Source organism: Paenirhodobacter sp. CAU 1674, from assembly GCF_029222945.1.
Taxonomy (GTDB): Bacteria; Pseudomonadota; Alphaproteobacteria; order Rhodobacterales; family Rhodobacteraceae; genus Rhodobacter.
The window spans coordinates 94507-118973 of sequence record NZ_JARHUH010000005.1 but is presented as its reverse complement, the minus strand read 5'-3'; the positions used below and the strand labels follow the sequence as shown (position 1 = coordinate 118973).

The window sequence follows — 24467 nt, the reverse complement described above, 5'->3', positions numbered from 1 at the left end:
GCGGATCAGTGCCTTAGCGCGTTCACGACCGCCTTGAAGGCGGGCAGGTTCTGGTGACGGCTTGGATAATAGATGTGATAGCCCGCGAAGCGCGGCGACCAGTCGTCAAGCAACAAAACCAGCTTGCCGCTTGCCAGCTGCGCCGCGACCATATCCTCGGGGACATAGGCGATGCCCACCCCATCGAGTGCGGCCCCGACCATTGTCGCATCATCATTGAGCGTGAGCCGCCCCTCGACACGCACCCGCAACTCTTTGCCATCCTTTTCGAATTCCCAGGCATAAAGCCCGCCCGCCGTCACCAGCCGCCGGTTGATGCACTCATGCCCGAGCAGATCCTGCGGATGCTCGGGCCGCCCATGCACCGCCAGATAGGCCGGCGCCGCCACCGCAACGAGCCGCCAGTCGGGGCCGACACGCAGCGCGATCATGTCATGTTCGACGCTCTCGCCCAGCCGTATCCCCGCATCGAAACCGTCCTCGACAATGTTGCGAAACCCGCCATCGACGTTCAGTTCCAGCCTGATGTCGGGGTAATCGCGCAGCACCGGCCGCAGCTTGGGCCAGATCAGCTGTGTCAGCGCATGATGCGAAAGCGTGATCCGGACCGAGCCCGCAGGCTTGTCGCGCAGTTCCATCAGGGCCGCGATTTCCTCCTCGATCTCGCTTACCCGAGGCGCCAGCGACCGTCGCAACCGCTCGCCCGCCTCGGTTGTCGCGACCGAACGGGTCGTGCGTGCCAGCAGCCGTATGCCCATGCGCGTTTCCAGCCGCTTGATCCGGTGGCTCAGCGTCGATTGCACCACCCCGAGCTTCGCCGCCGCCCGGGTGAAGCTGCCCTCTTCCGCAACGGCCAGAAACCACATCAGGTCATTGAAATCGGTTTGTGACATGGCGGCCCCATTCATGGCTTTGGTCGATAAGTTCAAGCAATCTTTTGCCTATAATCAATAAGTCCCGGAAAGCCATATAACAACCATGGCAAACCGACGAACGGAGGCAGATCATGGAAATCATCCGTGCAGGCACGAATCCTTCGGTCAGGGGGCCGGACGCGTGGTTCACCGGCACCGTGCGGATCGACCCGTTGTTTCAGGCCGAAGCCCCGGGACGCGCGGCTGGCGCGGCCGTCACCTTCGAACCCGGCGCCCGCACCGCCTGGCACACCCACCCGGCGGGGCAGACCCTGATCGTAACGGCGGGACGCGGCCGGGTGCAGCGCGCAGGTGGCCCGGTCGAGGACATCCGGCCCGGAGACGTGGTCTGGTTTCCCGCCGGCGAGAAACACTGGCATGGGGCCGCCCCCGATGTCGCGATGAGCCATATCGCCGTTCAGGAGGCGATCGACGGTGTCGCCGTCACCTGGATGGAGCCGGTCTGCGAGGCCGATTACCTCGGCTGAGCAGGGATCAACGCCCCGGCGCGGGCCGATGGCGGGGGGGCATCGCGCCACTGCGGACCGCCCCCCGGTCTGACGCTGATCGACTGAAACCCCTCACCCCACAAAGGAAACCGACATGAAAGACAAGGTCATCATCATTACCGGCGCATCATCGGGCATCGGTGCGGCCACCGCGAAGCTGCTTGCTGCAAAAGGGGCCAAGGTCGTTCTTGGCGCGCGGCGCGAAGACAAGCTCCAGGCCCTCGCCGACGAGATCCGCGCCGCGGGCGGCGAGGCGATCTGGCAGGTGCTCGACGTCACCAAACAGGCCGATAACGACGCCATTGTGAAGCTCGCCAAAGACACGTTCGGGCGCGTCGACGTGATCTTCCTCAATGCCGGCATCATGCCCAGCTCGCCGCTGTCGGCGCTGAAAACCGACGAGTGGCACGAGATGGTCGATATCAACATCAAAGGCGTGTTGAATGGTGTGGCCGCCGTGCTGCCGGAGTTCACCGCGCAGAAATCGGGCCATGTGATCGCAACATCCTCGGTTGCGGGGCTCAAGGCCTATCCGGCCGCAGCGGTCTATGGCGGCACCAAATGGTTCGTGCGCAGCTTCATCGAGGTTCTGCGCATGGAATCTGCGATGGAAGGCACGAATATCCGCACCGCGACGATCTATCCGGCCGCGATCAACACCGAACTGCTGCATACGATCAGCGACAAGGGCACCGCCGAGGGCATGGCTGCACTCTATGCCCAGGTCGGCATCACACCCGACCGGATCGCCAATGTCGTTGCCTTCGCCATCGAACAACCGGCCGATACCAATGTGAGCGAACTGACGGTCGGGCCGACCGTTCAGGCGTGGTAAGACTGCAGGCGGCGGGGCAAAGCCCCGCCGCGATTGCACAAGGACGGCCTTGTCCCGCGCGGCGCAGGGCTACAGATGTGTTTTGCGCAGGTGATACAGCCCCCAGGCGCACCCGGTCGCGATCATGGCAAGCAGCGCACTCAACCCCATCGCCGCTTGCGTGCCATAGCTGTCGATGAGGGCGGCATATGTGATCGGGGCGGCAGCGGCACCAAAGAAGGAAGGGCCGATCAGGCGCCCGGCAATCACCGCATAGTCACGGACCGGGAACAGCGCCAGCGGCAGGCTGCCTCGCGTGATGGTCAACAGACCGTTGCCCGCGCCATAGGCCAGCACGAAGACCACTGCGGACACCCCTGCCCCCGCGATACCGAACCCCGCCAGCATCCCCAGCGTCAGCAGCCCGGACGCAAGAAGAGCCAGCCGCCTGGGATCGAGCCAGCGACCGAAGACGATTTCGGCAAGACGTGCCGTGGACTGCGCGATGCCGGGCAGGGCCGCGAACGAAACGGCAGCCTCGACCGAAAGGCCGCGCTCGGAAAGCAGCCCGATCAGATGCGCGGAAAGGCCGGAGCTGAGAAAGGCCGTGGCGGCGACCATCGCGGCGAACAGCAGTGCCGCAAACCGTTGCTCCGGCGCGATCCGGGCCGGCCCGGGCGGCGGGCCGGTGCGGGCCTCCGCGGCCCCGGGCGCGGCAAGCATCCGGTAAAGCGGGATCATCGTCAGGGCGATGCCGGCATAGACCATCATGCCGTTTCGCCACCCGATCGTTTCCTGCAGCAGATGCCCGAAGGGCCAGAAGACCGTCGAGGCCAAACCGCCCAGCAAGGTGATCTGCGACAGCGCCAGGCGCGCGGCACTGCCGCCGACCTGGACCAGCGCGGCAAAGGCCGCCTCATACAGACACATCCGCATGCTGAGGCCCAGAACCAGCCAGCTTGCAAGGTAGAGGGGGGCTGCGTGGGACTGGCTGAGCCCAAGACACCCGAGCGCCAGCAGGACCGAGCCCAGCGACATCACCGCGCGGCCACCGTGGCGGTCGATCTGGCGGCCCAGCCAGTCCGAACTCAGCCCCATCGTCACAAGCGCAAGCGAGAAGCCGCCATAGGTCAGCTCGGGTGAAAACCCGAGATCGGCGCCGATGGCGGGCCCGAAAACGCCAAGCGCATAATAGGAAAGGCCCCAGTTCACCATCTGGGTCAGGCCGATCGCGGCGACCGTGCGCCGCATGAGCACCGCCTAGCCCTCGAAATCCGTGCTGTCCCCCGGCCCGAGCGCGCGCTGCATGAGCACGGTATCGAGCCAGCGCCCATGCTTCCATCCCACCGAGCGGAGCGTGCCGACATGATCGAAACCCAGGCTCCGATGCAGGCCGATCGAGGCGGCATTCGCGGAATCCCCGATCACTGCGATCATCTGGCGAAAACCGCGTTCCGTGCAGCGCGCGATCAGGTCTTGCAGCAATGCACGCCCGACGCCCGCGTGCAGGCAGTCCTTGCGCACATAGACCGAATTCTCGACATTGCCGCGATAGGCGGGCCGGGCGCGATGGGCGCCGCCATAGGCATATCCGGCCACTGCGCCATCCAGCACCGCAACCAGGTAGGGATAGCCGCCGCCGGTGATGTTCTGCCAGCGCGCCTGCATTTCAGCGATGCTCGGGGGCTCCAGCTCAAAACTCGCCGTCCCGGTCAGAACCGCATCGGCATAGATGGCCTGAATGGCGGGAATGTCGTCCGGGCCGCAGGCCCGCAGGGTCAGGTTCTGGCCAGAAATCATGATGCGCTCCTCAATCGTCTTTGGGCAAATTCGCATTTTCGGAACGGAAAGAAAATGATATGCGATTTATACAAAGCATAAGGTAAACTTTGAAAAATATCCTGGCCCTTCAACATCTCGACATCCTGATTGATGTCGTCGAGCTTGGCACGTTTTCCGCCGCGGCCGAGAAGGCGCAGCTTTCGCAGCCCGCCGTCAGCCAGCAGATCCGGCAGCTTGAACGCTATTTCGGCGCACGTCTGCTGGAGCGATGCGGGCGCAAGGTCCGGCCAACCGATGTCGGGCGCCTGGTGGTTCAAGGCGCATACCGGATCCGCGACGAACTGGAGGCCGTCCAGGAAGCGGTGCAGCCCTTTCGCACTGGCAGTGCCGGGCGGGTCCGCATCGGGACCGGGGCCACCGCCTGCATATATTTGCTGCCCCCGATCCTGGGGGAACTGTCCCGCCGGACCCCCGAGCTGGAATGCACTGTCCACACCGGAAACAGCCCGGACATCCAGCGTCTGCTGGAAGAAAATGCGCTCGACCTGGGGCTTGTGACCCTGCCCGCAGCCGGACGCTCGCTGGAGACCACCCCGCTGTTCACAGAAGACCTGATGGCCATTTCACCCGAGACCGAAGCGCCGGAAGGGCCCGTCACCGCGGAAATGCTCTCGGCCAGACCGCTTGTCCTTTATGAAGACGCAGGGCACACGCGCCAGTTGATAGACCGCTGGTTTCAGGAGTCCGGTCTGACAGCCAAGCCTGTGATGGAGCTTGGCAGTGTCGAGGCGATCAAAGAGATGGTCGCCGCCGGGCTGGGCTGGTCGATTCTGCCCGCCTCGTCGGTGACCAGGGCAAGAAGCCGCGGACTGGCGGTCGTGCCCCTGGTGCCGCGCCTGACCCGCAGCCTTGGCCTCATGATCCGGCGCGACAAGCGGCTTACAGCCGGGCTGCGACAGGTTATTGGCGCCCTGGAAAAAGGACTGCGCGGCTGAGCCCGTGCAAATCCGAACTGTCCGCCGCCAGATGATCAGGAACGCGTGAGCTTTTCGGACTGGAAGCCCCGGACTGGCCCGAACCGGGTTCGTGCGTTTTCGGCTTCGCAGCACGCCAGTCATCCAGATGCGCACCGAATCGTGGCGCAACCGGCTGGCTAAATACGATCAAGGGATTGATGAGTGGTACAGCTTCCCCGGCTCGAACGGGGGACCCCCAGATCCACAATCTGGTGCTCTAACCAACTGAGCTAAAGCTGCACTGCGCGCGATTTAGCCCCTGTGCCACGCGATTGCAAGGCCCCGATTGCATCGGATGTGGCATTTTCCGCCCCCCTGCCCCATGGCGCGCCCCGCATTTTCGTTGCACCCTTGCTGTAACGGGGATACCCAGCAAATCCGAACCCAGCCGCACACCGGAGGCCCCATGAGTATCGACAAGCAAAGCGACATCGCCGCTAACCTGCAAATCGGCCCCACGTCTCTGGGCATGGTGCGAATCTATGTCGAGGGGGACGGGCTGGAACTGCCGCTCGATTTCGAGCCCGAAGAGGCCGAGGAAATCGCTGAAGAGTTGATGGCCGCAGCCGAAGCCGCGCGCGAAATGGGCGCAGGCGGCAAACCCGGCAAGGGGAAGGGCAAGCGCTAAGCCCGCAGCCCCGCGCCCGTCCGCCCCGGATCGCGCAGCCCCTGCAGCCGCTGCGCCGCCACGCGCGCGAAATCCAGTGTCACCGCCTTGCGCCGCGCGGGCGCCAGCGGGGCATATGGCGCCTCGCGCAGGATTTCGGCCCCGTAGCCATCCGCCACGATCAGCCCGGTATCGGCAGGCAACAGTTCCGTCGGGAACGCGCCATCGACCGCCCAGAAATAGCGGTCACACCATTCCAGATAGCCCTGCCATTTCCGATCCGATGTGAAATCGGCGCGGCTGGACTTGCATTCGACGATCCAGATCTCGCCCTTGCGGCCCAAGGCCATCAGATCGGCACGCAACCGGGGCCGCAGCGGCATTTCCGCGACCGAGGCAAGCCCCAACTGATCGAAGGCCCGCGCCACGCCCCGGGCCAGTGCCTGACCGGGGGACAACGTGCTGAGGGGCGGAATCGTCGGTGGAAACGTCATGTCAAAAAACATGAACGAAACACGAACAAATGTCCAGTCAGGTGATGATGACCCACGCCAGCAACAGGCCGTGGGCCAGCAGCAGGAACATCACCGCCAACGAGCCGAGGTTCTTGGCGTCACGCCCCATCTCGGACCATTCGGGCGAGACGCGGTTCACGATGTCCTCGACCGCGGTATTCAGCGCCTCGACCGCGGCCAGGATCAGAAACAGCCCGATGAACAGGAAAATCTCGAATGGCCGGGCACCGGCGGCGATATAGACCGGCAGCAGCAACGCAAAGGCCAGCACCTCATGGCGGAAGGCCGCCTCTTGCCAAAGCCGCGTCAGACCGCCCAGTGAATAGCCCCCGGCGGCGAACACATGCCCGACGCCGGTCTGACGCGGCGGCAGGGTGTGCGGGTCGGTGTCAGGCATCGGCAACTCCTTGAGACGGGATCGGTGTGTGGCGCGATCAAGCCCTGCACCGGCGATATCGTCAACCCCGCGCCCATCGCCCCGGCGCCCCCTTGCCGAACGGCCCTCGCCCGCCTATCTGTGGGCTTGGCGGTTACTGCTCGGTTCGTGCGAGGCCCTTTTCCAGTGGCCGATAAGCATTTCCGAGGGGGCTGGCTCTGCCGGGATCGTGGTCTCGGTATCTGGCTCCCACCTGATTTAGTCAGGCTCTCGGGAAATTCACGCCTTCACGGCTGCTGCGGTTTCCGCCACCCTTCCCCGCAGACAAAAGAAAAGCCCCCCGAAACCGGAGGGCTGCGATCTTGCAGATCAGACAGCGCTCAATGCGGCAGTTTGCGCCGCTGGGTCGTGGCTTCGGCCGGGACCGGCACCGCGATCATCTGGGCCGCGTGATCGGTCGGAATCCCGTCACGCTTGCCACCGCCCGAACCATCCTCGGGTTCGGCCATCCGCATGATGGTGATCGCGAAATTCACCCCCGAGAACACGACGGTGTTGAACACGACCAACAGCGCCACGGCGATGAAGCCCACATCCGACGTCGAGATCAGATGCCACAGGTTCGCCACGTTGAACCACAGCAACAGCCCCACGAACACGACCGACAGGCCCAGCCCGATAAAGACATTGCGGATATAAAGGCGCACCAGTTCCGGCATGACGACTCTCCTTCTGATGCATTCAATGTAGCGCATGTTTGAGCGTTGCAAACAACCATCGCGCCGAAAAACACCGTGACGCAACATTATGTCGCGGATTTTACCGCTCAGAACGCCTCGGGGCGCAGCTCGCGCGCCATATGATCCAGCACCGCATTCACGAATTTCGGCTCTTTGCCGTCCGGGAAGAAGGCCCGTGCGACATCGACGAATTCGGTGATGACAACTTTCGGCGGGGTCGCCGGGTTGGAAAGTTCTGCCCCGGCCACACGGAACAGCGCACGCAGCACCGGGTCGATCCGGTCGATCGGCCATTTCGCAACCAGGGCGCGGTCGGTGGCCTGGTCGATCTTGGCCTGCCAGGTCACGGCATCTTCGCACAGACGGCGAAACAGGTTCAGATCGCCCTCTGCCATTTCGTCTTCGTCATAGGTCGCGCCGAAACGGAAGCTTTCAAATTCCCGCATCACGCGATCCACGCCCTGACCCGAGGCCTCCATCTGGAACAGCGCCTGCACGGCATAAAGCCGCGACGCCGATTTCATCTGGCGTTTTTCCTCAAGCGTCAGCTTGCGCGGCTTGTCATCGGGGGTCGGGGGCGTGGTGTCGTCGGTCATGCGCGGCTCGGTCCTTCGGGTTGCCCGGCGATGCGGAACGACTCACCTTGCGGTTTGAAGCCGATCCCGGTTTTCCGGCCCGCCCATTTGCGCGACAATGCGACAAGATGCAAGGCCGCAGCAGCAGCGCCGCCGCCCTTGTTCTGCCCCGCCGGATCGGCGCGCACCTCGGCCTGGGGCCGGTTTTCCACCGTCAGGATGCCGTTGCCGATGCACACACCTTCCAGCCCCATCAGCGTCAGCGCGCGCGAGCTGTCGTTGCAGACCGTGTCGTAATGCGTGGTTTCGCCGCGAATGACACAGCCGAGCGCCACGAACCCGTCGTAATCGGCCATCCGCGCCGCCATCGCGATCGCGGTCGGCACCTCCAGCGCGCCGGGCACCTCGACCAGATCGGCCACCGCGCCGGCCTCGGCCGCCACCGCCCGCGCACCCGCCACCAGATTGTCGGCAATGTCCTTGTAATAGGGCGCCACGACGATCAGCAGGCGCACCGGCTTGTCGAATTTCGGCAGATCGAGCGTGTAATGCGTTTCATGTCCGGCCATCTCAATACTCCCGCACCGCGTCGATTTCGAGCCCGTAGCCTTCGAGCCCGACGACCTTGGGCCGCGCCGAATTGGTCAGCAGCACCAGTTTCGACAGGCCCAGGGCCGACAGGATCTGCGCGCCCAGCCCATACTGGCGCAGCGTTTGCGGGCTGGCCTCGCCCGGCTGCACCATCTTCATCGCGGTTTCGCGCAACAGCACGACAACGCCGCGGCCTTCGGCGGCGATCGCCTCCATCGCGCGGCCCAGATCGCCCACCCGCTCGGCATTCAGGCCCAGCACATCGGTCATCGGGTCCAACGCATGCATCCGCACCAGCACCGGCTCGGGCGTGGAAATGTCGCCCTTGGTCAGCACGACATGCTCGGCGCCCTGGGTTTCGTCGGTATAGATCCGCATCGACCAGTCCCCCCCGTAGACCGAGGTCACGGCGCTTTGCGCGCTTTCGCGCACCAGATTGTCATAGCGGCGGCGATAGGCGATCAGGTCGCTGATCGTGCCGATCTTCAACCCGTGCTTTTGCGCAAAGCCCACCAGATCGGGCAGCCGTGCCATCGAACCGTCTTCGTTCATGATCTCGCAGATCACGCCCGAGGGGTTGAGCCCGGCCAGACGGCTGACATCCACCGCCGCCTCGGTATGGCCTGCGCGCACCAGCACGCCACCTTCACGCGCACGCAGCGGGAACACATGGCCCGGCGTCGCGATATCGGCCGCGCCCTTGGTCGCGTCGATCGCCACGGCGATGGTGCGCGCACGGTCATGCGCCGAAATCCCGGTCGTCACGCCCTCGCGCGCCTCGATCGACAGGGTAAAGGCGGTTTCGTGCCGCGACGAGTTCTGCGCGCTCATCAAGGGCAGCCCCAGCGCGTCGATCCGCGCGCCCGGCATCGCCAGACAGATCAGCCCGCGGCCATGCATCGCCATGAAGTTGATCGCATTGGGCGTGGCCATCTGCGCGGGGATCACCAGATCGCCCTCGTTCTCGCGGTCTTCGTGATCGACCAGAATGAACATCTTGCCGTTGCGCGCGTCTTCGATGATGTCCTCGATCGAGGAAATCGCGTCGCTGTAGCTTTGCTCGACCGGGCCGGGCGTCTCGTGATTGCCGGACTTGTCCACCGGTTGGGTCATGCGTTCCACTCCTGCAGCCGGGCGACGTAGCGCGCCAGCGTGTCGATTTCGAGGTTGATCCTGTCGCCCACCTGCGCCTGCCCCCAGCTGGTGACGGCCTTGGTGTGCGGAATGATGTTGACGCCGAAGTCACAGCCCGCGACCTCGTTCACGGTCAGCGAGGTGCCGTTGAGCGCAACAGACCCTTTCGGCGCGATGAATTTCGCCAGCGCCTCGGGCGCACGGAAGGTGAAGCGGGTGCTCTCGCCCTCGTCCTGCATCGCGATGATTTCGGCCACGCCATCCACATGCCCCGAAACGATATGCCCGCCCAGCTCGTCGCCGACCTTCAGCGCGCGTTCCAGGTTCAGCGCGGTGCCGATCTGCCAGGTGCCGATATTGGTCTTCGACACGCTTTCGGCCGAGATCTGCACATCGAACCAGTCCGCGCCCTTTTCGATGACCGTCAGGCACACGCCATTGCACGCGATCGAGGCCCCGATATCGACGCCGCCCATGTCGTAATGGCAGCCGATGCGCGCGCGCAGGTCGCCCGCCTGTTGCAGCGCCCGAACCTCGCCCTTGTCCGTCACGATCCCGGTGAACATTGACACCCCCGTTTTATCCGCCCCCTGCCTAGCCCGCGCGCCCCAGCCACGCAAGGCCCCGAGGCACCACGCGCCGCTGCGTTCGCGCACAGAATGCCCCGCGGATGCGAACCATTTCCCGGTGATTTTGCCGCATTCAGGCCCGAACCCCGATGCGAAATGCGGCAAATCGCGTGACAGGCGCGAAATTTGTCAGCATGAAGGGGCAACCAAGGACCAGTGATGAACCGTTATGCCGACCGCCATTTCCTGATGCTGCAAGGGCCCCACGGCCCGTTCTTTCAGCAATTGGGCGCGATGCTGCAGGCGGCGGGCGGCTCTGTCTGGCGCGTGGGCTTCAACAAGGGCGACGAAACCTTCTGGCGTGATCGCGCCAGCTACATCCCCTTTACCGACCGCCCCGAGGACTGGCCTGACCGGGTCGCCGCATTGATCGCCGAGAAGGGCATCACCGATCTGGTGCTTTATGGCGACACCCGCCCGATCCACGCTCAGGCGATTGCTGCGGCGCGGACCGCAGGCGTCACGGTGCATGTGTTCGAAGAGGGCTATCTGCGGCCCTATTGGGTCAGCTACGAACGCGGCGGCTCGAACGGGCATTCGCGGCTGATGGACATGTCGGTGGCCGAGATGCGCGCAGCCCTGGCACAAAGCGAAATCGAATGGCCCGACGCCCCGCCACGCTGGGGCGACATGCGCCACCATGTGTTCTACGGCGCGCTCTACCATTTCTTCGTGATGCTGCAAAACGGCTCCTATCGCAATTTCACGCCGCATCGCGGGGTGAGCGTGTTTCAGGAGTTCCGGCTCTATCTGCGCCGTCTGTTGCTGATGCCGGTGCAGATGATCGAGCGGCATCTGGCCACCCGGCGCATCAAGCAGGGTGGCTTTCCCTATCATCTGGTGCTGCTGCAACTGGAACATGACGCCAGTTTCCGCATGCACAGCCCCTTCGCCTCGCAGACCGACTTCATCGACCTGGTGATGGCCGGCTTTGCCGAGGGCGCCCCGCGCCATCATCACTTGGTGTTCAAGGCCCATCCGCTGGAAGACGGCCGCGCGCCGATCACCCGTGCGATCGGGCGGGCGACGCAGGCCCACGGGCTGACGGGGCGGGTGCATTTCGTCCGCGGCGGCAAACTGGCACAGCTGCTGTCGCAGGCGCGTTCGGCCGTGACGGTGAATTCCACGGCGGCGCAACAGGTGCTGTGGCACGGGCTGCCGCTCAAGGCGTTTGGCCGCGCGGTGTTCGACAAGCCCGAATTCGTTTCGGCCCAACCACTGCCCGAATTCTTCGCCGCCCCTGACCGCCCCGACAGCCGCGCCTATCGCGATTACCGCCATTTCCTGCTGGAAACCTCGCAGGTTCCGGGCGGGTTCTATTCGGCCCGAGGGCGGCGCACCCTGCTGCGCGGTGTCGTGGACATGATGCTGAGCCCCGAAGACCCCTATGATGCGCTGACCGCAGGCAAAGCGGCACCACGGCAACAGTTGCGTGTCGTGACATAAGCCCACTTGGTTTTTTATGCGTCTTTCTGTAGCGTTGCAGGCAAAACTTAAAGCAGCATCCCGAAAGAGGAGCTCGAGCAGTGAAAGCGATGACATCCCGGAGGGCCCTGCTGGCGGGCCTGTCCGTCGTTCTTTTGGGCAGCGCGTCTTGCGGTCTGCCGCGGTCTGGCCCCACCAAACGCGAAATCTATGCGGGCTCGACCCTGCGGGAAGGCGATGCTTTCGTCGTCTCGGTCAACGACCATGTGACCCGCGCCACCGCCGTGCAGCCCGCACTGGGCTTTTCCTCGGCCTTCCAGGGGGCGGGCGTTGTCGGCTCTGACACGATCAATCCGGGCGATACGCTGGCGCTGACGATCTGGGAAAACGTCGATGACGGGCTGCTGGCGCAGAAAGGCGCCAACGCGACCCAGCTGACCGAGGTTCAGGTCGACGGTGCGGGCTATATCTTTGTGCCCTATGCCGGGCGCATCAAGGCCGCGGGCAATTCGCCCGACGCACTGCGCCGTGTGATTACCGAAAAGCTGGACGCGCAAACCCCGGACCCGCAGGTCTCGGTCGCGCGCGTGCCGGGCGATGGCGCAACCGTGTCGCTGATGGGGGCGATCGGCGGACAAGGCGTTTACGCAATCGAACGCCCGACGCGCACCCTGTCGGCGATGATCGCCCGTGCCGGCGGCGTGTCGATCAAGCCGGAAATCGCCAAGATCACCGTCAAGCGCAACGGCAAATCTGGCACCGTCTGGCTCAAGGATCTGTATTCCAACCCGAAAATGGATATTGCCCTGCGTCCGGGCGACGTGATCCTGGTCGAGGAAGACACCCGCGCCTTCACCTCGCTGGGCGCCACCGGCGCGCAGGCCCGCGTGCCCTTCGAGACCCAGACCCTCAGCGCGCTGGAAGCGATTGCGACCGTGGGCGGGCTCAGCTCGCATCTGGCCGACCCGACCGGTGTCTTCGTTTTCCGCAACGAGCCCGCCGAAATTGCCGCCGCCGTTCTGGGCCGCAATGACCTGATCGGCGATCAGCGCCTGATCTATGTGCTGGACCTGACCGAGCCGAACGGCATTTTCATGGCCCGCGATTTTGCGATCCGCGATGGCGACACGGTCTATGTGACCGAAGCGCCCTATGTGCAGTGGCAAAAGATGCTGTCGGCGCTGACCGGCTCGGTCGGCACGGCCAATTCGCTCAGCAATATCGGCGACTGATGCCTGCGGCACCGGACGATAGCGCCGCCGGGGGGCTCTCCCGGCGGCTTTTCTTTTATAATGCGGGTTTTCTGCGCCAGCCCCGGCTGCGCCAGATCCTGCGCGCGGCGGGCTGGGATCTGCGGGTCGGCCTGCCCGGGCCCCGCGATCGTGTGGTCGTCTGGGGACGTTCGCCCTATGCCGCGCGCGGCGAGGCGGTGGCGGCCCGGCGCGGTTGTGGCATCGTGCGGCTGGAGGATGCTTTCTTGCGTTCGATCCAGCCGGGTCGCGCGGGGGGGGAACCGCCCCTGGGCCTGCTGATCGACCCCGAAGGCGTGCATTTCGACAGTGTCACCCCCTCGCGGCTGGAACGGATACTGGCCACGGATGCGCTTGATGACAGTGCAGTTTTGCAACGTGCACGCGACGGAATGGCCCGGCTTCGCACATTGGAATTATCCAAATACAACAATTTTGATGAAAGGCTGGCCCCTCCTCCGCCCGGCTATGTGCTGGTGATCGACCAGATCGCAGGGGATGCCTCGATCCGCCATGGCGGCGCCAATGCCGCCACCTTCCGTGAAATGCTGGCCTATGCGCAGATCGAGCATCCAGGCGCGCGCATTGTCATCAAGACCCACCCCGAGACCCGCGCCGGCCATCGCCCCGGCCATTTCGACCCCAAGCATTGCGACGCCCGCACCAGCCTGCTTGATGCGCCCGTTTCGCCCTGGAAATTGCTCGACGGTGCGATCGCGGTCTATACTGTCTCGTCGCAACTGGGGCTGGAGGCGATCTTTGCCGGGCACCGCCCGCGGGTTTTTGGCCAGCCGTTTTACGCTGGCTGGGGCCTGACGCAGGATGAAAACCCGGTCGCACGCCGCAGCCGCCGCCTCACCCGCGCACAGCTTTTTGCCGCCGCGTATCTGATCGCACCGACATGGTTTGACCCCTGTCGCAAGCGGATCTGCAGCTTTGAAGAGGCGGTAGACCATCTGGAGGCCCGGACCCGCGCCTTCCGCGCCGACCGAAACGGCCATGTCGCCTGCGGCATGCGTCTGTGGAAACACCACCCGCTGCAGCAGTTTTTCGGACAGTTGACGCCACTACGGTTCGCCAGCAGCCCGGAAAAAGCCACCGAAATTGCCGCAAGAACGGGGCGAAACCTGTTGATCTGGGCCGGAAAAGAACCGCAGGGGTTTGCGCCCGACGTGCCCGTGCTGCGGGTCGAGGACGGCTTCCTGCGCTCGCGCGGGCTTGGCGCCGATCTGGTGCCGCCCTTGTCTCTGGTGACGGATGCACAGGGCATCTATTACGACCCGACCCGCCCGTCGGATCTGGAGGAGTTGACCGCGCAAGAGCCGCCCCCCGGCGGGCGCGCCAGGGCCGAACGGCTGATCGCCGCGATCCGGGCGACTGGTTTGTCGAAATACAATATCGGTGGCGCGCTGCCCGATCTGCCCGACGGGTCGCGCATTCTGGTGCCCGGACAGGTCGAAGATGATGCCTCAATCCGGCTAGGCACATCCGAGATTTGCACAAATCTGGCATTACTTGCCAAAACGCGCGCCGAAAACCCGGACAAGATCATCCTTTTCAAACCTCATCCCGATGTCGAGGCCGGCTTGCGACCAGGCCATGTGCCCGACGCCGAAGCGCTGCGCTATGCAGATCAGGTCTTGCACAAATCGGACCCTGCCGCCCTGCTGGATCAGGTCGAGGAGGTCTGGACGATGACGTCGCTTCTGGGGTTCGAGGCGCTTTTGCGCGGCAAGCGGGTCACCTGTGTGGGCGCGCCCTTCTATGCGGGCTGGGGGCTGACCCGAGACCTGGGGGCGACGCCTGACCGCAGGCAGGCACGTCCCGATCTGCTGCAACTCGCCCATGCCGTCCTGATCGCCTATCCGCGTTATTTCGACCCGGCCTCGGGCCTGCCCTGCCCCCCCGAGGTGGTGGTGGAGCGTCTGGCGCATGGCCCCTTGCCACGGCCCAGCCCGGGCAACCGGACCTTGGCAAAACTGCAAGGCTTCTTCGCGGGTCACGCGGGGATCTGGCGGCGTTAATCGCGCCGCCAGCGGTGCAGGATGTCCCCATCCAGAACCTGCGTTTCGCTCAACCTGTAGCGTGGCGCCTCGGTCAGTTGCTCCAGTTCCAGCGCCCCCAATGCTGCGCGACCATCGCCCCCCAAAACCACACCCGCAGTGAATCCGATCAGCTCGTCCACCAGGCCCGCGCGCATCAGGCTGGCGGCGAATTGCCCGCCGCCTTCGCAAAACACCCGTGTCAGGCCCGCCGCGCCCAGCGCCTGCAACAGCGCCTGCGGATCAAGCCCCGGATCGGAGGCAGGAATTTCCATCAGCTCGGCACCAATCCCCGACCAGAAAGCCCGCGCCTCGGCAGGTGCCTGCGGCCCATGCACCAGCCACAGCGGCGCCTGATCCAGCGACCCCGCCAACCGTTCCCGCGGCAGATCGAGCGCGCCCGAAGCCACCACCCGCACCGGCTGGCGCAGGGGGGTGAAGCCGCGCACCGTCAGCAGCGGATCGTCGGCGCGCGCCGTGCCACCGCCCACCATCACCGCGTCGAAGCGGGCGCGCAACGCATGCACCCGCGCCCGGGCCGCCGGGCCGGTGATCCACTGACTTTGCCCATTCGAAAGCGCGATCCGGCCATCGAAACTGGTCGCCAATTTCAGCGCAAGCCACGGGCGGCCTTGGGTAATCCGGCTCAAGAAGCCGGCCTGCAAGGCGCGAGCTTCGGCCTCCATCACCCCTTCGTCCACGGCAACCCCGGCGGCGCGCAGCATCGCGTGCCCGCGCCCGGCGACACGCGGGTCCGGGTCGGTCAGCGCCGTGACGACGCGCGTCACGCCGGCGCCGATCAGGGCCTCGGAACAGGGCGGTGTCTTGCCGTGATGCGCGCAGGGTTCGAGCGTGACATAGGCCGTGGCGCCACGCGCCGCCGCCCCTGCCTGATCCAGCGCGCGCCGTTCGGCATGCGGGCGCCCGCCCGGCTGGGTCCAGCCCCGCCCGACGATGCGCCCCTGATTGACGATGACACAGCCCACCGCCGGGTTTGGCCAGACATTACCCAGCCCCCGTCCCGCCAGCGTCAGCGCCAGCGCCATATAGCGCCGGTCCGCCGGGCTCACTCGGTTTCGGCGCTGCCGGGGCGCAGTTCGGAGACGAACTTGTCGAAATCGTCCGCCGCCTGGAAGTTCTTGTAAACACTGGCAAAACGCACGTAGGCCACGGTGTCGATCCGGGCCAGCGTCTCCATCACGATCTCGCCGATCACCTTCGAGGGGATGTCGGTTTCGCCCAGACTTTCCAGCCGCCGCACGATGCCGGAAATCATCTGGTCGATGCGCTCGGGCTCGATCGGGCGTTTTTGCATGGAAATGCGGATCGAGCGTTCCAGCTTGTCGCGGTCGAAATCTTCGCGTTTGCCGGAGCTTTTGATCACCACCAGATCGCGCAGTTGCACGCGTTCGTAGGTCGTGAACCGGCCGCCGCAGGCCGGACAGAACCGCCGCCGCCGGATGGCAACGTGGTCTTCGGCCGGTCGGCTATCTTTCACTTGCGTATCGACATTACCGCAAAACGGGCAGCGCATGGCGTCCCCCTTTTTCCTGATCCCGCCTCATATGGGGTCTGACGCCCCGCTTATCCACAGGACTATAGGGGCGCCCCGAGTTTTTGGGTAGCGAAAATGTGAGCCCACCAGATGCGGTGGGCGCACTGTGGCGCGGCGGACTCAGGCGATCAGGCCCCCGGCACAGGCGGCGGCGCCTGCGTGCGATCCTTGGCATAGATCGCCAGACATTCGGGATTGATCTGCATGATCTTGTTTTCCTGCGCAAAAGCGGCATCGACCGCCTTCGCGGACAGCCCGGTCTTCTGCTGACCCGGCGGCGTGCGCGATCCATCGCCGATCCCCGTGGTCAGGGTATAGGTGCCGTCGGCCTGCGCCGTGACGAAGGCAAAACAAGTGCCCGCCTGCGACATGCGCGGGGCGGCGGGATCGGCGGTCATCCCCTCGACACAGGCGGCAAGGAGAAGCGGCGCGAGAACAAGTAGGCGGGTCATGCAGGGCTCCGGTCTGGGTTTGGGCGAGCCTAGCAAGGGGGGCAGGCGGAGGAAAGGGGGCGCTGCCCCCTCTTCGGCTTTGCCGAATTCACCCCCGAGATATTTCGGACAAGGTGAAATGGTCAGCGCGGCGCCAAAAGATCCCAAGCCTCGCGATACGGATCGAGCCAGCCCGAAGCATAGCGCGGGGGATCGGGGGCGTAGGCATAGCGGTAGTCGGGAACCAGACGCCTGACCTTGCTGTCATTGCGCACCTGCCCACGCTGGCCAGGCCGTGAGAGCCACGCGCGATGCGACTCCCGCACCACTTCGGCCACTTTGGCGCTCGGCAAGATATATGTCACCGGTTGATCCTGCAGCACATCACCGAAATCGACAAAACAGTAAAACAATGTCGGGCTGTGGATGTTTTCATGCTTGGCCCCCATGTGCCAGCCCCCGTCACTCCCCTTCTTCAATCGCGACTTGACCTGAATGCCGAGCTGGCGGCGCCCTTCGACATCGCTGACGACGATATCGAGATTGGGCACACCCTGCGGGGCAAGCGCCGCGATCAGGCCCCGCAGCAAAAGCTGCGACATGACGTAATGCTCGCCCGCGGCGCCCAGCAATGTGGTTTGTGAAATCATAAACAAAAACGCCCCCGTGCGGGGGCGCCTTTCTTACTGATCGAGGAAGCTGCGCAGTTTGCGGCTCCGGCTCGGGTGTTTCAGCTTGCGCAGGGCCTTGGCCTCGATCTGGCGGATGCGTTCGCGGGTCACGCTGAACTGCTGGCCCACTTCTTCCAGCGTGTGATCGGTGTTCATGCCGATGCCGAAGCGCATGCGCAGCACGCGTTCTTCGCGCGGCGTGAGGCTGGCCAGAACGCGGGTCGTGGTTTCCTTCAGGTTTTCCTGAATGGCGCTGTCCAGCGGCAGGATCGCGTTCTTGTCCTCGATGAAATCGCCCAGCTGGCTGTCTTCCTCGTCGCCGATCGGGGTTTCAAGGCTGATCGGCTCCTTGGCGATCTTCATCACCTTGCGGACCTTTTCGAGCGGCATCTGCAGCTTTTCGGCCAGTTCTTCGGGCGTGGGTTCGCGGCCGATTTCGTGCAGCATCTGGCGGCCGGTGCGCACCAGCTTGTTGATCGTTTCGATCATATGCACCGGAATGCGGATGGTGCGCGCCTGATCGGCGATCGAGCGGGTGATGGCCTGACGGATCCACCAGGTCGCGTAGGTCGAGAACTTATAGCCGCGGCGGTATTCGAACTTGTCGACCGCCTTCATCAAGCCGATGTTGCCTTCCTGAATGAGGTCGAGGAATTGCAGCCCGCGGTTGGTGTATTTCTTGGCGATCGAGATGACCAGACGCAGGTTCGCCTCGACCATTTCCTTCTTGGCCTGACGGGCCTCTTTCTCGCCCTTCTGCACCTGGTTCACGATGCGGCGGAATTCGGAAATGTCGACGCCGACATATTGGCCGACCTGCGCCATCTCGGCGCGCAGCTCCTCGACCTTGCCGGCGGACTTCTCGAACAGCGCGGCCCAGGCGCGGCCCGATTTCTCCATCATCCGGTCCATCCAGGTCGGATCGAGTTCGTAACCGCGATATTCCTCGATGAATTCGCGCCGGTTGATCCGCGCCGCATCCGCCAGTTTCACCATGCCGCTGTCGATCGACATGATCTTGCGGTTGATGCCGTAAAGCTGGTCGATCAACGCTTCGATACGGTTGTTGTGCAGGTGCAGCTCATTCACCAGCAACACGATTTCCGAGCGCAGCTTCTGATAGGCGGCTTCTTCGGCGACGCTGAAGGTGCCATCCTCATTCAGGGTGGCCGACATCCGCAGATCCTGCATTTCGGCCAGCGTGGCATAGTCGCGCGCGATGATTTCGAGCGTTTCCAGCACTTTCGGCTTCAATGCGGCTTCCATCGCGGCCAGCGACATGTTGGAGCCTTCGTCCTCGTCGTCGTCGTCATCGGCACGCGACAGCGGGTTGCCATCGGCATCAAGTTCCGGCTCGTCGCTGGAGGCCCGCTTGGGCTGGGCCTCGGTTTCCAGCCCCTCGACGACCGGCTCATCCATCTCGCCATCTTCGTCGAGCGTGCGGCCGAAGGTGGCTTCCAGGTCGATCACGTCGCGCAGAAGGATGTCTTCGTTCAGAAGTTCGTCGCGCCAGATGGTGATAGCCTGAAAGGTCAGCGGGCTTTCGCACAGGCCCGCGATCATCGTGTTGCGCCCGGCCTCGATGCGTTTGGCGATCGCGATCTCGCCCTCGCGCGAGAGCAGTTCGACCGAGCCCATTTCACGCAGATACATCCGCACCGGGTCATCCGTGCGGTCCAGCGTCTCGGTGGTGGTGGTTGCAACCGCAACCTCGCGCGAGCCAGACCCGGTCTCGACCACGGCGTTGGTATCGCCTTCCTCGGCCTCGTCGCCCTCGATCACGTTGATGCCCATTTCCGACAGCATCGACATCACGTCTTCGATCTGATCGCCCGAGACCTGATCAGTCGGCATCACGGCGTTCAGCTGATCGTAGGTGATATAGCCGCGCTCCTTCGCCTCTGCGATCATGCGCTTGACCGCGGCCTGGCTCATGTCGAACGAGGTATCGTCGTCGCTGCTGGTGTCGGGCTTGTTCTCGTCGATGTCTTTAGCGGCCATGGGCGCTCCTCGGTCGGGCTTGGGGTCGGGCTTGGGTGGCTCAAGCACTCAGACAGGATCGAATCATTTCCTGCCGTTTTATCGAATCACAGGGGCGAATCACAGAGGCGAATCATTGCCCCGTCCCGGGCGCCCAAATCCGGCTCAACTGCGACGGCTGCCACGGCCGCCGCGCGAATAGTCGATGTTGTCAAAGAGCGCATCGCGTTCCTCCAGTTCGTGGCGATCCAGTTCGACCCCGTTGGGGGCCCGAACCGAGGCGCGCTTGTCCACCTCGTCCAGATGGCCCGCCCGGTGCATCAGCCCGGCTGCCTGCCGCAACCGCCAGGTCACGCCTTCGTCGGCCAGACCTTCCAGATCCTCCATCGCATCCACCACCTCGGCGCGCACCGCACGCTCGGCCTTCAGCTTGGCCAGCGCCTCGGCCAGGCACAGCCGCGCCAGTTCGGGCTCGTTGCGTTTTTGCACCGGGGGGGCAGTGCGCACATGGGGCAGTGCCATCAGCTTTTCAAGGTCGGCGCCCGCCCCGGCCAGAAGCCGTTCAGAAATTTCCTCGGGGGTATCGTGGCCGTGACGCAGCATCAGCGTGCGCAGCCGGTCATGCGCCGGATCGCTGAGCGGCACGGTTTCCAGTTGCGTTTCGAACTCGGCGATCAGCGCCGGATGGGCCACCAGAATCGCCATCACCATGGCCTGCCGCAAATGTTCGGCCAGATCGTCGCCCTGCCCCGCCACCAGCAGGCTGGCCCGGGTCGACGGTTGCGGCAGGGCGGGCGGAACCCAGCCCTTGCCGACACGCCCACGCGCACTGAAGGGCAGACGCGATCCACCAATGAAATCGGGCCCACCCGGTGCGGCCTCGCCCGACACACGGCCTGCCCCGAACAGCTCGGCACGCAGGCGTTTCAGATCCTCGCCGTAATGCGCCTTGATCGAAGGATCGGTGATGCGCTTGATCGCGGCGCGCAGGGATTTATCCAGCGCCGCCTTGCGTTCGGGGCTGTCGAAGACCTTGCCCTCGATCTCGCGCGCCCAGAGCAGATCGACCATCGGCCGCGCGGCTTGCAGCACCTTTGCCATCGCCTCCGCGCCTTCGGCCTTGATCAGATCGTCGGGGTCCTGCCCGGCGGGCAACACCGCAAAGCGCAGCCCCTTGCCCGCCTCCAGCAGCGGAAGCGCCAGATCAACCACCCGCAACGCGGCGCGGGTGCCCGCTGCATCGCCATCCAGCGCGATCACCGGTTCGTCATGGATGCGCCACATCAGCCGCAACTGATCCTCGGTCACCGCAGTGCCCAGGGGCGCCACCGCGCCGCCGAACCCGGCCTGAACCAGCGCGATCACATCCATGTAGCCTTCGCAGACGATCAGCGGCGCGCCCTTGCCGCAGGCCTCGCGCGCGGGTCCGTGGTTGTACAGGTTGCGGCCCTTGTCGAACAGCTCGGTCTCGGGCGAGTTCAGGTATTTCGCATTGTCGTTCGGGTCCATCGCCCGCCCGCCAAAGGCGATGCAGCGTCCGCGCGCGTCGCGGATCGGAAACATGATCCGGTTGCGAAACACGTCATAGGGGGCCTTGCCTTTGGTGCTGGCCTTGGCAAGACCCGCGCCCAGGATCAGGTTCTCGGCAATGCCCTTGCCGCGCAAGGTATCCCACAGCCCCTGCCAGCCATCGGGCGCGAAGCCGAGTTCGAAGCGCGCCTGTGCCGCCGCATCCAGCCGCCTGCGCGCCAGATAATCGCGCGCCGCCGCGCCCGCCTGCGTGGACAGGCTCATGCGGAAGAATTTGACGGCCTCTTCCATCACCGCCGCCAGTTCGCTGCGTCGGTCGGCCCGTTGCGCCGCCACCGGGTCGCGGGCAGGCATCGGCATGCCCGCCTCGCGCGCCAGAATCTCGACCGCCTCCATGAAACCCACGTTTTCGGTCTCGCGCACGAAGCTCAGCGCATCGCCCTTCGCGTGACAGCCGAAGCAGTAGTAATAGCCCTTGCGATCATCGACATGAAACGAGGCGGATTTTTCCTGATGGAACGGGCACGGCGCCCACATGTCGCCCTTGGCCTGATTGGACTTGCGCATATCCCAAACGACCTTGCGCCCGACCACCTGAGAGATCGGGACACGGGTGCGCAATTCGTCAAGAAATCCGGGTGGCAGGCTCATGCCCCCTATATTGGCCCGCGCCGCGCCAGAGTCGAGACCCGAGCGCTGGTCATAATTTATCAGCACTTTTTCTGACAGAGGCGTTGCGAATCAGCGCGGGCTGCTGCCCCGGAACAGGGCACATTGTGGCAAAATCATGGCGGCGCCGTTTCCCGATTGCGATCGGTGACCCGCAGCCCCGCAAATTGGCAACCAGCAAGCAACGAACAGGGCGGAACAAAGGCAGCCTCGCCTCATTTTGGCCCTCTCGATACGGCATAGTTGGCGGATAGACCTCTGCGCGGGCCCTCGGGCGCCGCCTTCGATCAGGGATACGACCATGCCGACCCGTTTTTCGCCCCTTGCCATGCTGCCCGCCACGGCGCGCAAAGCCGCGCGCCGGTTCGCGAAAGACGAAGAGGGATCACTGATGATCCTGAGTCTGCAGATCCTGCTGATCATGCTGATCTGCACCGGCATCGCCATCGACTTCGTGCGTCAGGAAGAGCGCCGCACGCTGATCCAGAACACCATCGACCGCGCCGCCCTGGCATCGGCCTCGCTGCGCCAGACGCTGGACCCGCGGACGGTCGCGCTCGATTATCTCAAGAAGGCCGGTCTGGGGGATCTGGACACCGATCCGATCGTGACCGAGGGCACCCATCAGGAATGGCGCCGCGTGGTGATCAACGTCAAGGACAACATGAACACCATCTTCGGCTCGCTGGTGGGGATCGACACGCTGACGGCCGCCTCCGCCACCACCGCGGAGGAAAGCATCGGCAACGTCGAAATCTCGCTGGTGCTGGATATTTCGGGCTCGATGAACGACACCGTCTATTCCACGGGCAGCAAACGCAACAAGGTCTACATCACCCGCCTCGATCTGCTCAAACCCGCCGCGCAGAACTTCGTCAAGACGATGTTCGACATGGTGCAACCGGCCGATGCGCCCCCCGGGCGGCTGTCGATCTCGATCATTCCCTACAACCAGCAGGTGGTTCTGGGCGACGATCTGGCCTCTGTCTACAAGCTGAGCACCGATACCAGCGGCGGCACCAAGCTGCGCACCTGCGTCGATCTGCACGAAGCCGACTACACCTCGACCGTGATTGACCCGGACAGCACGCTGCCGCGCGCGATGTTCGGCGATTCCTACGATTATTTCGGGCGCGGCTCCTGGCCCAACACCTATACCGGGATCGAAAACTGCGAAGAACGCAACGACGAGAGCGGTGACTATTACAGTTTTGCCGACGTTCTGGCATTCAGCAACGATTATGATGATCTGTTTGACAAGATCGAACACCTCAAGGCGGGCGGAAATACCGCTATCGACTTCGGCGCGAAATGGGGCGCGGCCCTGCTTGACCCCGCCACTCAGCCGATCCTGACCGCGCTGAAAAACAAGAACCTGGTGTCGTCGGACCTGACTGGCCGCCCGTTCAAATATGCCACCGACAAGACCGCCACCGACATTTCGATGAAGGTGCTGGTGCTGATGACCGACGGCATGAACACGCTGTCCTATTCGACCAAGCTGCCCTATCGCAGCGGGCCTTCGGGGTTGAAATCCAGCAAAAGCGCGACCTCGATCAACGCCGTCAGCACCGATTGGTATGGAAACGTCTACAAGGACGAAACCTACAAGGCGCTGTATTACTATGACGCCTCGCATTCCCCGTCCTATTACAGCTTCGCATCGAACAGCTGGGTGAACTACAGCGGGACGCTCTATGACATCACCTACGACACGCTGTGGAAGACCAAGGGCTTCTCGCTGCAATATGCCCTGAAATACTATCTTGGCGTGCCCTACAACAATGCCAACACCCGCTATAACGAGATGGCGTTTCAATCCGAAGGGTCCGACAAGGACACCAACCTGAGCCGCATCTGCGAGGCCGCCAAGGCCAAGGGCGTGACCGTCTTCACCATCGGCGTCGATGCGCCGTCAGAGGTGGATCCGCTGCTGGGCGGCTGCGCGACCAAGCTCAGCGCCTATTACGACGTGACCTCGAACGAAATGACCACGGCCTTCGCCTCGATCGCGGCTTCGATCAACGCCCTCAGGCTGACCAACTAACCGCGCCACGCGCGCAACCGGACCGAAACACATGACGACGCCGCACGATCACACGACCGCCACCGCCACGCATCGCAGAGGTGCGTATCGCCTTGGTGCATGGCGCAGGTTCTGCCACGCGCAGGACGGGGCCGTCACCATTCCCGCGCTTCTGTTTTTGCCGGCCTTCTTCATGATTATGATCGCCTCGGTCGAACTTGGCGTGCTGATGATGAAGCGGACGCTGATTGAACACGGGGTCGACATAGCCACGCGGGCCCTGCGCACCGGCTCGCAATCGTTACCCGATCACGATGCGCTCAAGGCGGCGGTCTGCGCCAACATGCCCTTCATGAACGACTGCGAACGCGACCTGACGATCGAGATCTTCCGCATCGACCCCGACAATTGGGAAGCCGCGCTGGCCAACCCGGTCAAATGCACCGACCGCACCGTCGAGGATGCCCCCGACGTCACACTGGAAACCGGTGCCATCAACGAGATGATGATGCTGCGCGCCTGCCTCAAGGTCACCCCGATGACCTCGGTCGATCCGCTGGCGCGCGCCCTTGCCACCGATGCGGCAGGACAGTTCCGAATGGTCACGACCACGGTTTTCGTGAACGAACCCAAGGCCAGCAGCGCCACGGCCAGCAGTTCCAGCAGCACCCCGGCTGGCAGCTAAG

At 64.3% G+C, this 24467-nt stretch carries 25 protein-coding genes, 1 tRNA gene and 1 other RNA gene; 10 read left to right on the top strand and 17 right to left on the bottom strand.

Going from position 1 to position 24467, the window contains the following annotated elements:
* Nucleotides 1-5: 5 nt before the first annotated feature.
* Nucleotides 6-893, bottom strand: a complete 888-nt coding sequence (locus P2G62_RS08785) for a LysR family transcriptional regulator (RefSeq protein ID WP_275734512.1) — start codon at nt 891-893, stop codon at nt 6-8.
* 113 nt (nt 894-1006) lie between these two features.
* On the opposite strand from P2G62_RS08785, the gene P2G62_RS08780 reads away from it, so the two are divergent.
* Complete coding sequence (locus tag P2G62_RS08780) at nt 1007-1402, top strand: cupin domain-containing protein (RefSeq protein WP_275734511.1); 396 nt, start codon at nt 1007-1009, stop codon at nt 1400-1402.
* Nucleotides 1403-1517: 115 nt separating this feature from the next.
* Entirely contained in the window at nt 1518-2258 is a 741-nt protein-coding gene (locus tag P2G62_RS08775) for an SDR family oxidoreductase (RefSeq protein WP_275734510.1), read from the top strand.
* A gap of 69 nt (nt 2259-2327) precedes the next feature.
* On the opposite strand, the gene P2G62_RS08770 is transcribed toward P2G62_RS08775, so the two are convergent.
* Both P2G62_RS08770 and P2G62_RS08765 read right to left on the bottom strand, forming a co-directional pair.
* Nucleotides 2328-3488 carry an MFS transporter gene (locus P2G62_RS08770; RefSeq protein ID WP_275734509.1) on the bottom strand — a complete coding sequence of 387 codons (1161 nt, stop codon included), beginning with the start codon at nt 3486-3488 and terminating at the stop codon, nt 2328-2330.
* A gap of 9 nt (nt 3489-3497) precedes the next feature.
* Nucleotides 3498-4037 carry a GNAT family N-acetyltransferase gene (locus P2G62_RS08765; protein ID WP_275734508.1) on the bottom strand — a complete coding sequence of 180 codons (540 nt, stop codon included), beginning with the start codon at nt 4035-4037 and terminating at the stop codon, nt 3498-3500.
* An 89-nt stretch (nt 4038-4126) separates the two neighbouring features.
* Here P2G62_RS08765 and P2G62_RS08760 point away from each other — a divergent pair, with 89 nt between their 5' ends.
* Nucleotides 4127-5014, top strand: a complete 888-nt coding sequence (locus P2G62_RS08760) for a LysR family transcriptional regulator (RefSeq protein ID WP_275734507.1) — start codon at nt 4127-4129, stop codon at nt 5012-5014.
* A 184-nt stretch (nt 5015-5198) separates the two neighbouring features.
* Here P2G62_RS08760 and P2G62_RS08755 read toward each other — a convergent pair.
* Nucleotides 5199-5275, bottom strand: a tRNA-His gene (locus P2G62_RS08755).
* A 166-nt stretch (nt 5276-5441) separates the two neighbouring features.
* Between P2G62_RS08755 and P2G62_RS08750 the strand changes: the two genes are divergently transcribed.
* The gene (locus tag P2G62_RS08750; protein ID WP_275734506.1) at nt 5442-5663 is read left to right on the top strand and encodes a DUF6324 family protein; all 222 of its coding nucleotides are present in this window, start codon (nt 5442-5444) and stop codon (nt 5661-5663) included.
* On the opposite strand, the gene P2G62_RS08745 is transcribed toward P2G62_RS08750, so the two are convergent.
* Complete coding sequence (locus P2G62_RS08745) at nt 5660-6136, bottom strand: MmcB family DNA repair protein (RefSeq protein WP_275734505.1); 477 nt, start codon at nt 6134-6136, stop codon at nt 5660-5662. The two genes, P2G62_RS08750 and P2G62_RS08745, sit on opposite strands and share 4 nt — an antisense overlap.
* 37 nt (nt 6137-6173) lie before the next feature.
* Complete coding sequence (locus P2G62_RS08740; protein WP_275734504.1) at nt 6174-6554, bottom strand: diacylglycerol kinase; 381 nt, start codon at nt 6552-6554, stop codon at nt 6174-6176.
* Nucleotides 6555-6684: 130 nt separating this feature from the next.
* Here P2G62_RS08740 and ssrS point away from each other — a divergent pair.
* Nucleotides 6685-6842, top strand: a non-coding RNA gene (gene ssrS, locus P2G62_RS08735) — 6S RNA.
* 71 nt (nt 6843-6913) lie between these two features.
* Here ssrS and P2G62_RS08730 read toward each other — a convergent pair.
* The 5 genes from P2G62_RS08730 to P2G62_RS08710 all read right to left on the bottom strand — a co-directional run bounded on the left by P2G62_RS08730 (nt 6914) and on the right by P2G62_RS08710 (nt 10139).
* A complete protein-coding gene (locus P2G62_RS08730) occupies nt 6914-7252 on the bottom strand; it encodes a hypothetical protein (protein ID WP_275734503.1) in 339 nt (112 codons plus the stop codon).
* A 107-nt stretch (nt 7253-7359) separates the two neighbouring features.
* Complete coding sequence (gene nusB, locus P2G62_RS08725; RefSeq protein ID WP_275734502.1) at nt 7360-7869, bottom strand: transcription antitermination factor NusB; 510 nt, start codon at nt 7867-7869, stop codon at nt 7360-7362.
* Nucleotides 7866-8417 (bottom strand): 6,7-dimethyl-8-ribityllumazine synthase, encoded by a 552-nt coding sequence (locus P2G62_RS08720; RefSeq protein ID WP_275734501.1) that lies wholly within the window; start codon nt 8415-8417, stop codon nt 7866-7868. The genes nusB and P2G62_RS08720 overlap by 4 nt, the downstream gene beginning before the upstream one ends.
* A 1-nt stretch (nt 8418) precedes the next feature.
* Nucleotides 8419-9552, bottom strand: a complete 1134-nt coding sequence (ribB, locus tag P2G62_RS08715; protein ID WP_275734500.1) for a 3,4-dihydroxy-2-butanone-4-phosphate synthase — start codon at nt 9550-9552, stop codon at nt 8419-8421.
* A complete protein-coding gene (locus tag P2G62_RS08710) occupies nt 9549-10139 on the bottom strand; it encodes a riboflavin synthase (protein ID WP_275734499.1) in 591 nt (196 codons plus the stop codon). Before P2G62_RS08710 ends, ribB begins: the two co-directional genes overlap by 4 nt.
* A gap of 222 nt (nt 10140-10361) precedes the next feature.
* On the opposite strand from P2G62_RS08710, the gene P2G62_RS08705 reads away from it, so the two are divergent.
* The 3 genes from P2G62_RS08705 (at nt 10362) to P2G62_RS08695 (ending at nt 14901) form a co-directional block, all read left to right on the top strand.
* Entirely contained in the window at nt 10362-11648 is a 1287-nt protein-coding gene (locus tag P2G62_RS08705; RefSeq protein WP_275734498.1) for a capsule biosynthesis protein CapA, read from the top strand.
* A gap of 89 nt (nt 11649-11737) precedes the next feature.
* Nucleotides 11738-12859 carry a polysaccharide biosynthesis/export family protein gene (locus P2G62_RS08700; RefSeq protein WP_275734497.1) on the top strand — a complete coding sequence of 374 codons (1122 nt, stop codon included), beginning with the start codon at nt 11738-11740 and terminating at the stop codon, nt 12857-12859.
* Nucleotides 12859-14901, top strand: a complete 2043-nt coding sequence (locus tag P2G62_RS08695) for a capsular polysaccharide biosynthesis protein (protein WP_275734496.1) — start codon at nt 12859-12861, stop codon at nt 14899-14901. The genes P2G62_RS08700 and P2G62_RS08695 overlap by 1 nt, the downstream gene beginning before the upstream one ends.
* Here the strand turns inward: P2G62_RS08695 and ribD are convergent.
* The 6 genes from ribD to dnaG form a co-directional block, all read right to left on the bottom strand.
* A complete protein-coding gene (gene ribD / locus P2G62_RS08690; RefSeq protein WP_275734670.1) occupies nt 14898-15965 on the bottom strand; it encodes a bifunctional diaminohydroxyphosphoribosylaminopyrimidine deaminase/5-amino-6-(5-phosphoribosylamino)uracil reductase RibD in 1068 nt (355 codons plus the stop codon). The genes P2G62_RS08695 and ribD overlap by 4 nt on opposite strands.
* A gap of 20 nt (nt 15966-15985) precedes the next feature.
* The gene (nrdR, locus tag P2G62_RS08685) at nt 15986-16453 is read right to left on the bottom strand and encodes a transcriptional regulator NrdR (protein ID WP_275734495.1); all 468 of its coding nucleotides are present in this window, start codon (nt 16451-16453) and stop codon (nt 15986-15988) included.
* 149 nt (nt 16454-16602) lie between these two features.
* Nucleotides 16603-16926, bottom strand: coding sequence for a hypothetical protein (locus P2G62_RS08680; protein ID WP_275734494.1), 324 nt, complete (start codon nt 16924-16926; stop codon nt 16603-16605).
* Between the two features lie 122 nt (nt 16927-17048).
* Nucleotides 17049-17507 carry a hypothetical protein gene (locus tag P2G62_RS08675; RefSeq protein ID WP_275734493.1) on the bottom strand — a complete coding sequence of 153 codons (459 nt, stop codon included), beginning with the start codon at nt 17505-17507 and terminating at the stop codon, nt 17049-17051.
* Between the two features lie 81 nt (nt 17508-17588).
* Complete coding sequence (gene rpoD / locus P2G62_RS08670) at nt 17589-19577, bottom strand: RNA polymerase sigma factor RpoD (RefSeq protein ID WP_275734492.1); 1989 nt, start codon at nt 19575-19577, stop codon at nt 17589-17591.
* A gap of 144 nt (nt 19578-19721) precedes the next feature.
* Nucleotides 19722-21737: a DNA primase gene (gene dnaG / locus P2G62_RS08665; protein WP_275734491.1), complete on the bottom strand. Its 2016-nt coding sequence runs from the start codon at nt 21735-21737 to the stop codon at nt 19722-19724.
* Between the two features lie 319 nt (nt 21738-22056).
* Here dnaG and P2G62_RS08660 point away from each other — a divergent pair, with 319 nt between their 5' ends.
* Both P2G62_RS08660 and P2G62_RS08655 read left to right on the top strand, forming a co-directional pair.
* On the top strand, nt 22057-23802 hold the full coding sequence (locus P2G62_RS08660; protein WP_275734490.1) for a Tad domain-containing protein: 1746 nt from the start codon (nt 22057-22059) through the stop codon (nt 23800-23802).
* A 31-nt stretch (nt 23803-23833) separates the two neighbouring features.
* Entirely contained in the window at nt 23834-24466 is a 633-nt protein-coding gene (locus P2G62_RS08655) for a hypothetical protein (protein ID WP_275734489.1), read from the top strand.
* The last annotated feature ends 1 nt before the right edge of the window (nt 24467 follow it).

Bases quoted from the DNA above. Each gene is read 5' to 3' on its own strand.
- P2G62_RS08785 (WP_275734512.1), bottom strand. From the start codon at position 893: ATGTCACAAACCGATTTCAATGACCTGATGTGGTTTCTGGCCGTTGCG.
- P2G62_RS08780 (WP_275734511.1), top strand. From the start codon at position 1,007: ATGGAAATCATCCGTGCAGGCACGAATCCTTCGGTCAGGGGGCCGGAC.
- P2G62_RS08775 (WP_275734510.1), top strand. From the start codon at position 1,518: ATGAAAGACAAGGTCATCATCATTACCGGCGCATCATCGGGCATCGGT.
- P2G62_RS08770 (WP_275734509.1), bottom strand. From the start codon at position 3,488: ATGCGGCGCACGGTCGCCGCGATCGGCCTGACCCAGATGGTGAACTGG.
- P2G62_RS08765 (WP_275734508.1), bottom strand. From the start codon at position 4,037: ATGATTTCTGGCCAGAACCTGACCCTGCGGGCCTGCGGCCCGGACGAC.
- P2G62_RS08750 (WP_275734506.1), top strand. From the start codon at position 5,442: ATGAGTATCGACAAGCAAAGCGACATCGCCGCTAACCTGCAAATCGGC.
- P2G62_RS08745 (WP_275734505.1), bottom strand. From the start codon at position 6,136: ATGACGTTTCCACCGACGATTCCGCCCCTCAGCACGTTGTCCCCCGGT.
- P2G62_RS08740 (WP_275734504.1), bottom strand. From the start codon at position 6,554: ATGCCTGACACCGACCCGCACACCCTGCCGCCGCGTCAGACCGGCGTC.
- P2G62_RS08730 (WP_275734503.1), bottom strand. From the start codon at position 7,252: ATGCCGGAACTGGTGCGCCTTTATATCCGCAATGTCTTTATCGGGCTG.
- nusB (WP_275734502.1), bottom strand. From the start codon at position 7,869: ATGACCGACGACACCACGCCCCCGACCCCCGATGACAAGCCGCGCAAG.
- P2G62_RS08720 (WP_275734501.1), bottom strand. From the start codon at position 8,417: ATGGCCGGACATGAAACGCATTACACGCTCGATCTGCCGAAATTCGAC.
- ribB (WP_275734500.1), bottom strand. From the start codon at position 9,552: ATGACCCAACCGGTGGACAAGTCCGGCAATCACGAGACGCCCGGCCCG.
- P2G62_RS08710 (WP_275734499.1), bottom strand. From the start codon at position 10,139: ATGTTCACCGGGATCGTGACGGACAAGGGCGAGGTTCGGGCGCTGCAA.
- P2G62_RS08705 (WP_275734498.1), top strand. From the start codon at position 10,362: ATGAACCGTTATGCCGACCGCCATTTCCTGATGCTGCAAGGGCCCCAC.
- P2G62_RS08700 (WP_275734497.1), top strand. From the start codon at position 11,738: ATGACATCCCGGAGGGCCCTGCTGGCGGGCCTGTCCGTCGTTCTTTTG.
- P2G62_RS08695 (WP_275734496.1), top strand. From the start codon at position 12,859: ATGCCTGCGGCACCGGACGATAGCGCCGCCGGGGGGCTCTCCCGGCGG.
- ribD (WP_275734670.1), bottom strand. From the start codon at position 15,965: ATGGCGCTGGCGCTGACGCTGGCGGGACGGGGGCTGGGTAATGTCTGG.
- nrdR (WP_275734495.1), bottom strand. From the start codon at position 16,453: ATGCGCTGCCCGTTTTGCGGTAATGTCGATACGCAAGTGAAAGATAGC.
- P2G62_RS08680 (WP_275734494.1), bottom strand. From the start codon at position 16,926: ATGACCCGCCTACTTGTTCTCGCGCCGCTTCTCCTTGCCGCCTGTGTC.
- P2G62_RS08675 (WP_275734493.1), bottom strand. From the start codon at position 17,507: ATGTCGCAGCTTTTGCTGCGGGGCCTGATCGCGGCGCTTGCCCCGCAG.
- rpoD (WP_275734492.1), bottom strand. From the start codon at position 19,577: ATGGCCGCTAAAGACATCGACGAGAACAAGCCCGACACCAGCAGCGAC.
- dnaG (WP_275734491.1), bottom strand. From the start codon at position 21,737: ATGAGCCTGCCACCCGGATTTCTTGACGAATTGCGCACCCGTGTCCCG.
- P2G62_RS08660 (WP_275734490.1), top strand. From the start codon at position 22,057: ATGCCGACCCGTTTTTCGCCCCTTGCCATGCTGCCCGCCACGGCGCGC.
- P2G62_RS08655 (WP_275734489.1), top strand. From the start codon at position 23,834: ATGACGACGCCGCACGATCACACGACCGCCACCGCCACGCATCGCAGA.